The organism is Telluribacter humicola, from assembly GCF_017355935.1.
GTDB lineage: Bacteria > Bacteroidota > Bacteroidia > Cytophagales > Spirosomataceae > Telluribacter > Telluribacter humicola.
Map to the genome: position 1 here is coordinate 243,581 of NZ_JAFIQT010000004.1, position 13,065 is coordinate 256,645.

General features: G+C 45.6%; 9 protein-coding genes. All 9 read right to left on the reverse strand.

The annotated features are described in order from the left end of the window. Positions 1–11: 11 nt before the first annotated feature. The 9 genes from JUB14_RS19080 to JUB14_RS19120 all read right to left on the reverse strand — a co-directional run bounded on the left by JUB14_RS19080 (position 12) and on the right by JUB14_RS19120 (position 12,798). Positions 12–1,091: a glycosyltransferase family 9 protein gene (locus JUB14_RS19080; RefSeq protein WP_207508412.1), complete on the reverse strand. Its 1,080-nt coding sequence runs from the start codon at positions 1,089–1,091 to the stop codon at positions 12–14. A 21-nt stretch (positions 1,092–1,112) separates the two neighbouring features. Continuing rightward, positions 1,113–2,126 carry a bifunctional heptose 7-phosphate kinase/heptose 1-phosphate adenyltransferase gene (locus JUB14_RS19085; protein ID WP_207508413.1) on the reverse strand — a complete coding sequence of 338 codons (1,014 nt, stop codon included), beginning with the start codon at positions 2,124–2,126 and terminating at the stop codon, positions 1,113–1,115. Positions 2,127–2,194: 68 nt separating this feature from the next. Beyond that, the gene (locus tag JUB14_RS19090) at positions 2,195–3,391 is read right to left on the reverse strand and encodes a glycosyltransferase family 4 protein (protein WP_207508414.1); all 1,197 of its coding nucleotides are present in this window, start codon (positions 3,389–3,391) and stop codon (positions 2,195–2,197) included. A 3-nt stretch (positions 3,392–3,394) separates the two neighbouring features. Beyond that, positions 3,395–4,369: a CgeB family protein gene (locus JUB14_RS19095; RefSeq protein WP_229368018.1), complete on the reverse strand. Its 975-nt coding sequence runs from the start codon at positions 4,367–4,369 to the stop codon at positions 3,395–3,397. 131 nt (positions 4,370–4,500) lie between these two features. Next, a complete protein-coding gene (locus JUB14_RS19100; protein WP_207508416.1) occupies positions 4,501–5,940 on the reverse strand; it encodes a hypothetical protein in 1,440 nt (479 codons plus the stop codon). A gap of 346 nt (positions 5,941–6,286) precedes the next feature. Further along, complete coding sequence (locus JUB14_RS19105) at positions 6,287–7,870, reverse strand: lipopolysaccharide biosynthesis protein (protein ID WP_207508417.1); 1,584 nt, start codon at positions 7,868–7,870, stop codon at positions 6,287–6,289. Between the two features lie 86 nt (positions 7,871–7,956). Then, entirely contained in the window at positions 7,957–9,102 is a 1,146-nt protein-coding gene (gmd, locus tag JUB14_RS19110) for a GDP-mannose 4,6-dehydratase (RefSeq protein WP_207508418.1), read from the reverse strand. A 473-nt stretch (positions 9,103–9,575) separates the two neighbouring features. Then, on the reverse strand, positions 9,576–11,945 hold the full coding sequence (locus JUB14_RS19115) for a GumC family protein (RefSeq protein WP_207508419.1): 2,370 nt from the start codon (positions 11,943–11,945) through the stop codon (positions 9,576–9,578). Positions 11,946–12,018: 73 nt separating this feature from the next. Next, complete coding sequence (locus JUB14_RS19120) at positions 12,019–12,798, reverse strand: polysaccharide biosynthesis/export family protein (protein ID WP_229368020.1); 780 nt, start codon at positions 12,796–12,798, stop codon at positions 12,019–12,021. Positions 12,799–13,065: the final 267 nt, after the last annotated feature.

Sequence of the window (13,065 nt, forward strand, 5' to 3'; positions counted from 1 at the left end):
TCTGAGAAAATCTATCTGGTAATACGTTCCTGCCTGTATGGCACCACTTCCCTGACTGCTTTGTGCACTTCGTCAACTCGGATTGATAGTATACATCTCTTTCCTTCGGTGGTACATTCATCCAGGCCACACCCGGCGCAGCTTACCTGGTGGTAGATAATCCTGTTGTTTTCGCCCCGCGGGTACCACTGGTGTTGGATGCTTCTGGCCGAGAATACCGCGACACAAGGGGTACCCACACTGGCTGCCAGGTGCATAGGTCCACTATCGTGGCCTATAAATACTTTCGCCTTTTTGAGGATTGCCGCGGATACTCTGGGAGTGGTTTTACCACACAGGTTTATCCCCGACCCATTCCATGCCTGTAAGCACAATTCGGCCTGCTGGTATTCTTCCTTAGCTCCCAGCAGGAGTAGTGTCCAATCCTCCATTTCTGCATGAAGCTTCCTGATCAGTCTGATCCAATTATCGATACCCCAGTCCTTTGACTGCATCTTGGTACCTACGCTTATCGCTACTATATTGGAGTTGAGTGGAAAAGGCTTTAAGAGTTCTCTGGCCTGGCACTTTTCCTCCTCCGTGATCCTCAAATCCCAGTAGGTGTCATGATTCAGGTCAATTTTTCCTAACTTTTCGATCCTTCTGCTTAATCTCCTGGCTTCCCATTCATTCTGACCTGTTTCTGGATCAAGCGCTACCTGGAAGTCTTCTTCCTTTTCAGGAAAACCGATCATTTCTCTGATTCCGGCCAGCCAGAAAAAAAGCTTATCTCGGGTTGCTGCTCTTTTTGACCTTGCTTCTGTAACATTAATAATAGTCTGTATCCCCAGCCTTCTGATTTGTAGGAGTATGTTGAGTAGTATAAGTGGATTGCGGGTACCAATAGGATAGTGAATAATCCTGTCGTAAAAAAAGCTGTTTTGGGTACCGAGTACCGCTTCAACCGGAGCCGCTTTGGAGGCGACGGGTTTATTAGTTAGTAGCGTTATTTCTGCATCAGGATATTTCTCCCTGACCAGGTGGAAACAGGGTAAAGTGATCACTGTATCCCCCAGGCTGCCTAATCGATAGATAAGTATCTGTTTTTTCACTGCGTAGCGTATTGAGGGTGATCAAATAGCATAATTTTCGGCCAGCCGGTTCATCAGCTTTTCTTCCAGCTCTCCGAGTACAACCGGGACGGTTCCTACATGGGATACCACACAGGCGGCAGCAACATTGGCTAACTGGGCGGCTTCGATGACATCGGCACCGGCGGCCATCGCAGCGGTAATCGTGGCGATGACCGTATCACCCGCTCCGGATACGTCGTATACTTCTTTTGCTTCGGTAGGTATATGCTTTACTACTTTACCGTCCTTACATACAGCCATACCATCCGCGCCCAGGGTAACAACCAGAATCTTAGGAGCGTATTTTTTATGAATACGGCTACTTATTTCTTCGAGGGGGTAGTCTTGTCCGGGATAGGGTTCAGGAATACCGGCCAGCATGAGGGCTTCGCTTCGGTTAGGTGTAAGTAGTCCCGCGCCTCTGTATGAAAGCTCGCGCGTCGGCTTGGGGTCAATGGTGATCAATAACTCGGGATTCTCCTGCGAGTACGTCTGCAGCATATCAATCAGGGGTTGAGTAATCACCCCCTTCGCATAATCTGATACAATAACGGCATCTACTGTTTGCAGGGCCGCGTGTAGCTTACTATATAGTTCCGCTGTTGCCCTGGTGGAGTAGGAGGATAGACTGGCCTCACGATCAATGCGACATAGTTGCTGGTTACGTACAATAACCCTTGTTTTGACGATCGTTGGAATATCTAAAGTATCCGTTTCGCAGATTACATCCACCTGGTGTTGATCCAGAATAGTACGTAACTTCTTACCGGCCTCGTCACCTCCGCAATACCCCAAGATAGAGGTAGATACGCCAAGGTTAGCCAGATTAAGAGATACATTGGCCGCACCTCCGGCGGCATAGGTGTCCCGCTCAGCATGAACAACCGGAACGGGAGCCTCCGGTGAGATGCGGTAGGCATCGCCCCAGATGTAATGGTCCAGCATCATGTCCCCTATAACAAGAACTCTTGCACCGGATAGTTGGCTAAGTATTGTAGGTGAGAGGAATTTCATGTTCGGTTCGTTTTTTATTTATAGATCGCCTGTTGTGAACAAGCTTCACGTAGTAGTACAGATAGGTGTCAGACCGTTACAAGATCCTGTTTCTTATTCAGTGTTTCGATTATAGCATTGGCCGTAAAGTCTACACTATACTTTTCTAAGCTATTCGCCGCCCAATCGAAGCTACGTGGGTAGTAGCTTAAAGAAATGATCTGACTAGCTAGATCAGATGAGGAGGCTTCTTCAAAAATTCTGAAGCGTTCCAACGATCTGAAATCTTCCTTGCAGCCAACCGCACTACTAACAACTACACTACATCCGGCCTGCATGGCTTCATTGGTTACAAGGCCCCACGTCTCACCCATTCTTCTTGATGGGAGTACCAGGATGTCCATACTGAGATAATGCCCAGGGAGTTGGGACTGATTAGAGAAGCCGGCAAAAAACGTTTTTACACCATATTTATTAGATAGCTCTCCTGCTTTTTGCTTTAAGCTTTCTTCTAATTCGCCGCTGCCTAAAAAATAGAAATGAACCTTGCTTGCTAACTCAGCAGGCATATGTTCTATGATTTCAAATAGTATATCAGGATTCTTTTTTGGTATGAACTTTCCGGAAAAGCCAACCACCAATGCGTCTTCGGGAATACCTGCCCTTTCCCTATATTCATTTCGTAAGCTAATTTTCTGGCTTACAGATAATGATTTAAAACGATCAATGGTGAAGTAGTGAGCAGGCTTTAATTTATGCTCTTGTACTCCATGATCGAGATAGTGCTGTTTATTAAGTTGTCCTATATAAAAGAAAGTATCGACGTACTTGTATAGGAATGAATATAGCTGGTGGCGAACAAGTTGTTTGAACTTGGATCGGTTCGTTGCCTGATCCTGGGTCTCGCACCTCAGGTAGACAGGAATATTTCTTTTGTACGCATGCCAGAATGCAACCAGATCGTATTTATAGTTGAAGCCGGTAAGTAGAATATTATCGGGTCTTACTGTTTCAAATACCTGCTCCACTCCATCACCGGTAAGGGAGCCCCATCCTTCAAAAGGGGTACCCCTTTCGCAATTGAGGATAGTACTTTGGTAGCCATCCAGCAGAGGCTCATCCCAGGCAATTGTTTTATTGAACCCCGTATCCAGATGTCCGCGAACGGAGCAGTCAGAAGCATACACTACATGAACTGTACCCGGCGAGACAGCTTCAATTTCCTGCCAGACAGGAACCCGGTACTGAACCGGATGTGTATCAAAAACAAGTAGTCTTGTTGCCATTTTCTAAAGTTTTTGATTACTGTAAGTGTGCTGGTTAAGCGCTGCCCAAACAATAGTTTTACATACATCCTCATTTCCAACGCTCAACTCTCTCACTCTCCGCATACCCGCCTGGCGGATCTGTTCACGGCTGGTATCATCTTGTAGTAGTTGCTTACAAAGTAGTGCGCATTCATCAGCATCAGACCAGAATATCGCTTCTACTCCCTCCTTATACAGTTGCTGATGCTCAGTGGTGCGTTCGGCACAGAATAAACCACCCGCGAATGGAACCTCCAGGGAACGCTGGGTATGTAAATCTCTATTTCCTTTGGAAAGCATACCCAGGCAAATCTTGGAACCCTGAATAGCAGCTACATATTCTCTTCCTCCCAACGCACCGCCACGATAGCTATCTTTCAAGAGGTGCCAGTAGGGGGATTTTTGCCATCTGCTACCCCATATGCTTACCGGAATGCCCTGCTTCACCAGTGTGACCAGAAGTTCATCCCGTTTCTCATGTTTCATCCAGGTGCCGATAAAAGCAACCTCTGAACGGAATTGAGCAGGTATAGCTAGCCTATTTTCGAAGGGGTGATGAGCTACCTCATCATAGCTTCTTAGCACTCTCAAAACCTTGGTAGCTCCCAGTTTCCAGCACTCCTGTTCGGTCTCCGAGCGAACTACTACTACCATATCATACAGTGGCAGAGCCTGTAGCAAAGACTTAAACCGGGAGCCGTCCCTTTTTCCGGTCGGATCGTCAACATTATATAATACAATGGGGCATTTGAATGTCTTGAGTTGATTCAGACAGGCAGGTCCGAAAAGCTCACCACCGTCTACCCAAATCATATCAGGTGCATCAATTGTTTGAGTGATTTGAATGAGCCACTGGCTTAGTCTCCGCTGTAACAGTTGATAGCCGGTTTTATGATGCAAGTGGCCAAGCCATCGGGACGTTATTTGGTCTGATACGGCATTATAGGGATTACACATAGTAACTTTATACCCCAGCCGTTTAAGAGCATTGGCTCTATGAAAAGAGGTTGCGTGTGATTGTGTATCCCCTATATAAATAATGCGTTTCATTGCTGATTAATAAAGTGTGTGTATCTCTAAAAAAGATCTTAGTTGTACGTATACCTTCCCCTCAACAAATAGGTACTCACCAAAAATGTAAAATGAATGACCAGCAGATAAAGAAAGACAAGTTCTATCCAGCCCCTCATGGCGAATGTGTACAGGTTGACTACATGTTCTGATGCGGTAGATACGGACAGAAACGAAAACAAGCTGGTAACAGAAATGAGGCCGGCAAGGCTGATAAACGTTTCGTCGGTATTAATGCCTTTGATAGCGAGTAGATCTATCAGGAAATAGACAATGAATATTCCCCCTGCCAGATATAAAAGGTACCACCATCCAAATGATGCCATTCCGGTTCCGGAGAATTGCCCGGTTCTGAAACCTCCTAATGCAGCTGTACCTCCCCCGGCTAAGTAGTAGAGATAGTCGCCAAATGAAATGCTTATGAGATCGTTCTTGTCAATTTCAACCTGCAGAACAGTTAAGAGCGGCTGTGGTAGTATAGCCAATATCCTGTTTAGCGAATAGTCCCGCATTCTTTCATCGGCGCTACCCAGCTTGATAGCTTGCTCCAGACTGAGATCATTGAATTTCAGGTTGCTAAACCGGGCAAGGTATATGTTACTGAAATATTCTTCATCCCAGGCATCCATGTTCACCTTCGCTACCTTCTTGTAGGTCTTTAGTTCTTCTTTGTTTTGATAGACTTCTAACGTCTTGGCAAGAAGCTCTGAACTTGAAACATCAGTACGTAATCCTCTTACCACGACCATTGCTGTTCCCAGATCAGCCAGCGGACCGGTTATCAGCCAAAAGGATAGCACACATATCAATAGGTTTTTATAGCTAAACAGCTTATTAGGACTGTACTTACCTAGTAGCAATCCCATAAAATACGCAAGACCTATGGAAGTAAAACCGTACATGAATGCTCCTCTGCTATTGGTACCAATACTGATAGCCAGTAGTATCAGGGCATAAAGGCCTAACATCTTATAGGGTACTTGTTCGCTTTCATGAACTTTACTATACAATCGCTTCAGTGGCAGAATAAATGGTGCGTAGGAAAGGCCGACAAACCCCCTGATAAACTGGCTGGAAGTTGAGACATTTTCTTTGTTCTCGTGTACGCCAGCGACAAAATACAGATAGAACATGGAGGTCATACCTATCATGCCTATGATCCATACTTCAAGGTTTCGGGGGGGACTAAACAGATTTGTAGAAACGAGAGAGGTCTGTAACCCTCTTTTGAGAATGGATTGTATGAAAAAATTATTTCTGTAAATTATATGGGTAACAACTAGTGTTAGAAGGGAGGCTAGGGAGTGTATGAATACTTCAATCGGATAATTCAGATTGAATATCAGCGGATTGAGTTCCAGTAATGTAAACAGTATAGGAATATAGTATTGTGTCAGTGAGTACCCGATTATCATGAACGTTGATAGTGGGTAATCCTGAATGTTTTTAGAATCCAAGACGAATCGGTCGGTTATAGCCCAGGCTACCAGCACGGAGGAGCAGGCAAATAGATTCTCCTGGCTGTAGAATACAGTTACCTGTATGGCGGCTGATATGCTGATTGAAACCCAGATTAGCTTTTTGAATAGACCAAGAAACGGGTTGTTACTTTTTGTCAACCTGGATTCGTGGGAAGCTACTTCTGCTGGTATGTAGGTGGATATTGTATTCATACGCTTTCCTTCGTTGCTTTCTTACTAGTAAAAAAAGTGACTTACCCAGCCGAAAATCATATTGTAATTTGACCTAATTTTTGAATGTATTCAGTCTTCTATTTTCTAGTTCAATTGGGGATTATTCACTTTATTGATTGTATTTATTGCTTAGCTGGTCCAGGTAATTTGATGCAAACTTGCTAGTCCTAAGGTGCCTTATAATTGATAAGTTATTCACCAACAAGTACACTTTGAGCTTGGCAACTTTTGGGATGCATTGTTGATATCTCCACATGTTCCAAACAAGAATGGAGACACCTACTATAAGTAGTGTCCACTTCACGTTTGGAAATAAGTTTATAGATATCACCGTAGCACCAGCGACCCACACCGATAGCTCTGCTGTTTTAGATGCTTTATCCGGCCATCTTAGCCCATTTTGTAATAGCCATTCCTTGGCGAGCTTTTTATAGCTATATAATGATAATAACTCAGCAAGTAGCAGAGCTATTCCTGCACTGAGTATTGATAGTTGAGAATATAATATATAGGTAGTGATGAGTACTATACCTGTACAAATAGCGGATATTATTATCTGTGATCGTATCAGGTTATTTCCAATAGCGATTGCTACTGCCGGCTGAGCTACTGCGAATACCAGAATAACTAAGGAGAAGAGAGCAAATAAGATAGGATCAAATGGCATGGCACCTTTTGTCCAGATGGAGTATAAAGGCTCAGCGACTAGTTGGAAGGTGACGATGCCCGGTGCCAGTATTACCACCACCACCAGCCATATTGTACTAAATGCAGCCTCACTTTTATTCTGTTCCTTCTCATTAAGAAAGTTCATTAGTTCGGGCAGAAGTGGCTGTGTAATAGTAAGTAAACCTTGCTGGGCTACATTGGCTCCTGTTCTGATCGTGGAGAAGTTCGCTACTGCTCTGGCTCCAAGTATTGGCGCCAAAATCAGCCGGATCCCCTGTTGTCTAAAGTTATCCAGTAGGTACCTGCCTGACAGGATTAAGGATCTTTTGTAGTTGTCAAATCCAGTTTTATACGATCCGCCTTTTATAGAAAGTTGGGTACTTTTAAAAAGCGTTACTATATCTCTTACCTTAAATAGCTGGATAATTACTAATGCTATAAAGCCTTTTACTGTGGCAGCGAGTATATCGTCTCCGTAGATAATACCAATCAGAGGGACAATCGTTGTAATCAACGTAGTTACAACATCCCACCATACAGTTCTTGGATAGTAGCCAAATGGAATTAACGCTCTGTACAGTAGCCCCGTGAAGTTGGTAACAAATGTTAAACTTATCCATTGGAGTATGAATACCATGATAAATTTAAATGATAGGCTCTCTGCCAGCAGATCATTTACATAGGGACTAAATAAGGTGATGTTATAGATTATGATAGATAAAACTGCAAATTCAGCAATACCTATACAAAGGCACGATAGTAGCCCTGAGGAAAGTAATGCGCTTATTTTATTTTTATCGCTTGCTCCAATTTTTAAGAATTCATTACCTAAATATTCGATATGCCCCTGGTCTAGTATGGTTGTAATACTTACTAAGGATAGTATTCCGATCCAGATGCCATATTCTTCAACGCTCCAGTAGGTAAGATAGATGGGAACGATCGCTATCTGAGTCAAAAGCGTGATCCCAATTCTGGTCCATGATGCAAAGCTGCCTGAAATAATCCTTTTAGCAGATGACATTAATATCTATCTTAATTTAGGTTATGTTCTATTTGCTTTATTATAGAACTAGTGCTTTGATATCTCCTTTGCGTTGAAAAAACTCATTATTCAAAATAATTAAGTACTTCAAAGCCTTCATTGAGCAGTAGCTTGTCCCTCTGGAACAGTCTTAGATCAGCTAGTGCCATGTCTTCGATCAGCATCTGCAGGGTGTACTTTGGATTCCAGCCCAGCTTCGTTTGTGACTTTGTAGGATCGCCAATCAGCAGCTCTACTTCGGTGGGGCGGTAGTAGCGGGGATCAATGCTCAGTACCACTGTACCCGCTGCCAGGTGCTTTCCGTAGGGGATACCCAACTCTTCCAGCCGGTCATTATCTACGGCTACTATGATACCTACTTCATTCTCAGCATTACCGGTAAACTCAACGGTCACTCCCAGGAAGGAGAAGGTCTGGCGGATAAACTCCCGAACCCGGGTGGTCACACCGGTCGCAATAACAAAATCCTCCGGCTTGTCCTGCTGCAGGATCAGGTACATCGCTTCTAGGTAATCTTTGGCGTGTCCCCAGTCCCGCTGAGCGTCAATATTGCCCATGTGCAAACAGTCCTGTAAGCCCAGCACGATCTTGGCCGCGGCTCGGGTGATCTTACGGGTCACAAAGGTTTCGCCACGAAGTGGTGATTCGTGGTTGAAGAGGATGCCGTTGCAGGCGTACATATGGTAGGCTTCGCGGTAGTTGACCGTAATCCAGTAGGCGTACAGCTTAGCTACGGCGTAGGGGGAGCGGGGGTAGAAAGGGGTGGTCTCCGACTGGGGTACCGCCTGTACCAGCCCATAGAGTTCAGAGGTAGAAGCCTGGTAGATGCGGGTCTTTTGGGTGAGGCCTAACAGCCTAACGGCTTCCAGTATACGTAAGGTGCCGATGCCATCGGCATTGGCAGTATATTCGGGTTCATCAAAGCTGACCTTGACGTGGCTCATGGCGGCCAGGTTGTAGATCTCGTCAGGCTGTACCTCCTGGATGATGCGGGTAAGATTCATCGAATCGGTCAGGTCGCCGTAGTGGAGGATAAAGCGGGGGTCCTGCACGTGGGGGTCCTGGTAGAGGTGATCGATGCGGTCGGTGTTGAACAGAGAGGTGCGCCGCTTGATGCCGTGTACGGTATAGCCTTTGCTGAGTAGCAATTCGCTTAGATAGGCTCCGTCCTGGCCGGTTACGCCGGTAATAAGGGCTACTTTGCTATTCATGTTTATATAATATAGTGTGTGTATAGTTAATTTCTTCAGAGAAAACATGTATGCAAAACATGCTTTTCCTTTTTGTCAAAATCAGCTATGCTGATTTTGACTTTATTCGAAATATTATGCATATATCTTTCATTGTACTTATAAACCAAATATAATCTTTTACAGATATAGTGCGTCTAAAATATTATCTAGTGGTCGATGTAGTATAACATATCTTATATCCCAGTAGCTAACCTTACTAATTGTCAGTCATGCTACATGCAATCGTTCTGGTTTGTGCAGAAGGTCGAAACAAGAGCTATACTTTGCTTATCTCTTTATCTTCCTTCTGCACTTTTATATCTCTATCCAATTCAATTGATTAAATAATTTATCCTTATTCATTTTCAACCCTTGCCTACTGGTCCAATAGTACTACTTCGGGAGTAGATAAAAATAGCAGCCAGGGGTTATTGAAAACATATAGTATCCAATTAATTGACGAGCTGTTTGAGCCTATACTGCCAGTCCCGTGTCTTATTTCCCTTCTCTCCCTCGTAGTACCCATAGCCGTAGCCTCCGTATCCGTAGCCGTACCCATAGCCGCTTCCGTAGTTGACACCGTTAAAGATGACACTAAGGTTATTGAACCGCTTGGCCCGGTTAAGATCTCCAATGTGGTTCAGGTGGGAACGTAGCGTGTAGTTGTAGCGCACCAGGAAAAGGGTTGCGTCTGAATATTCGGCAATCAGTGACGCATCTGTCACCAGTCCGTAAGGCGGGCAGTCAATGAGTACGTAGTCATATTGCTGACGTAGCTCCTTTATCAGTTGCGGCAGTCGGCCGTTACCCAACAGTTCAGTAGGGTTAGGCGGGATAGGTCCGCTGGTGATCACATCAAACTTAGGGTGTACCCCTGACGACTGGATCAGCTCCCATATGTCGCTCTGCCCGATCAGGTAGTTGGTTACCCCCTGGTCGTTGGGTAGCTGCAGACGCTCCTGTATCGAAGGTTTACGCAGGTCCATACCGAGCAGGATGACGCGCTTATCAGCATAGGCCAGACTGGCTGCCAGATTGATGCTGATGAAGCTCTTGCCCTCGCCCCCTATCGAAGAAGTAAACATGAGCGTACGACAGCTGCCGTCACCCAGGTACTGTAGGTTGGCTCGTAGAGCGCGGAGCTGTTCGGCTACGGCCGAACGGCTGGTCATCTTGATGATTGATTCAGAATAAACATTTTTTTTCATCACTCCAACCTCACCCAGTATAGATACCCGGCTGATCTGCTCGATGTCATCGCGTGTATGCACCGTATTGTTGAGCATGAGCAACAGGTTGATCAGGAGCAGCGGTATCGCCACACCAGCTCCCAGAGCTCCCATCCAGATGACTGATCTCTTAGGAGCGATTGGCAGTAGGGAAACCGAAGGAGCATCTACCAGGCGGCTGTCAGTGACGGTGGAGGCATAGGCCAGCGCTGTTTCTTCACGCTTCTGTAAGAGGTACAGATAGAGGCCTTCCTTAATGGTCTGTTGGCGCTTGATACCTACATACTCGCGCTCTTTCTGAGGAATGCTGCGCAGGCCGGCGGAGAAGCGGTTGTTGACCGACTCGAGATTCTGTCGGCTCAGGTCCAGACCGCGCTTCAGGTTTTGAATGTTTTCACGAATGGCCTGCTTGACGTTTGCCATTTGGGTATTTACCGTTTCCAGGAGCGGGTTATTAGCCGTTGTAGTACGGGCGTAGCGCTCGCGCTGGATCAGTAAGTCGTTGAAGCGTGTCAGAAGCGATACCAGCACCGGATCGCTGATCATGTATGTGGCAGGAGCTACGGCACCATCATCACTACTCTTCTGGATGTAGTTGTCAACGCTCTCAAGGATGCGCAGCTGGACGTTTACTTCGTTGAGTTTGGTATCGTTCTCCTTAATGTTTTCCAGGAAGAGCTGGGATTCGGCGCTGATGTCGGTCAGCCCCTGCTGACGCTTATAGGACTCTACATCACGCTCTACGTCGCCCAGCTCGCCGGTAATCAGTTTCAGGCGATCCTCAATAAATTTAAGGGTGTTACTGGCCTCCCGGTTTTTATCATTGAGCGAAGACTGTATGTACACATCCAACAGCTTGTTCAGGACGTCCTTACTACGCTGTACAGATACATCATTATAGGCCAGACCCAGTACTGTGCTTTTAACATTGGGTTGCTGTATTGACAGCTTTCTGGTCATATCCATCATCAGCGAAAATGGGTCATGGAACTTGATTGTAACGTCCATGATGGTATCATTGGCTACTCTGTTGATAGCGAATTCACCAAATTTATTGACTAGTGTACGTCCATACGGGAGCAGCTGCGTTTCATCATTGATGCTGAAATAGTCTTTATCCACCATATGAATGATCAGCGGCTCCTGGTAGGCTTGTTTGGTTAATACCTTAGGTACAATGAGTATCGGACTTTGCTTATAAAGGTCAAGTATGCCTAACCCATCCTTCGTCTGGTAGCTGACCTGTAGCCCCAGGTCATTGACTACCTGGCTCATTAGGGTCTGCGACCGCAGGATCTCCACCTCGTTTTCCACCAGCTTGTTGCTGCTGAATTGGTTGAGTTCGGAGAGTATATCGTTCTGGGCAGAGCCTACCCCTTTCTTTTCATCTTTGATCAGTAAGGTGGCCGTAGCGCGGTAGACCGGCTCGGCTATCTGGAGGTAGAAGTAGGCCGCAGTGAGAGAAAGACACAGGAATAGGGGGAACAGGTACCAGTAACGCAGATAACGCATCAGGTATTCCCGCAGGTTAAATTCTCGCTCCTCAGTTTCGGTGTACTGTCCTGGTACAGCTATGCGTGAATGATTTGGCATGGTGATTGGGTTTATCAGTGTTCTTAGTTAGATAAATCAATGGCTGGAAAAAAAGTATCGGTTTGCTACAGGGTTAGATTCGTAAGAAGTTAAAGACGAGCACAGTGAGGGTGGTGATCGAGCTAAGCACGAGGGGTAGTACCTGCATGGTGCGGTCAGTACTAGTCAGGCGGGCCTTAACGGGCTCAACGTAGATTACATCATTCTTGTGCAGGTAGTAGTAAGGGGAGCGGAAGATGTCTCTGGAAGTAAAGTCGAGGCGGGCATATTCCCGCTTGCCGTTCTCTTCCCGAATAATCAGAATGTTGTCCCGTCTGCCGTAGATGGTCATGTCACCAGCCAGACTGAGCAGCTCAGGTAGGGTGATTTTTTCGTCGGGGATGACGTACACGGCCGGGTTATTGACTTCACCCATTACCGATACCTTGAAGTTGAGCGTACGTATACTTACTGTAGGTTCCCGCAGATAGGTTTGGAGGCACTTCCGGATTTTTTCGGCTGCAACCTGAGTCTCCAGCCCAAGGATATTGATTTTCCCCGCCAGCGGCATTTCGATGTTTCCCTCATGATCCACCAGATAACCCACCGATTGAGCACGGGAGCCACCACCGGTGGTTGAGTAATTCATACTGGAGGTGGTAAACAGGTTAGCAAAGTTGAAAATCTCGTTGGATTCGGCGCTTAGGCTACCTACTACGACGGAGATAAGGTCATTGGGCTGAATAGTGGGAACGTAGTTCTGAGTGATGTTATCAGAGGAGTAGCGCAGATCCTTCCCCTGAAAATAAACAACACTTTTAGGGGATACACAACTTGTAAGACCTCCAAAGCAAATAGATAACACCAAAGTCATGTATGCTAAAACACGAGCCTGGGGGAAATGGGTACACTTCATAAATGTTGATATTTTTAAGGATGGATATGAATCAATCTGCGCTATAATTAGCTAGCAGATGCACAAGTTTAACAAATGCATGGGTTGATTGTGATACCACTTGATAATATGAAATACCACTTGATAATAAGCTCTACCACTTGCTAATAAGTACTACCACTTGCTAATTTTTCAGATCAAAAAAGTGGGAGTATGAAGTGAATATTTCAGGCTAATTCATAAGTG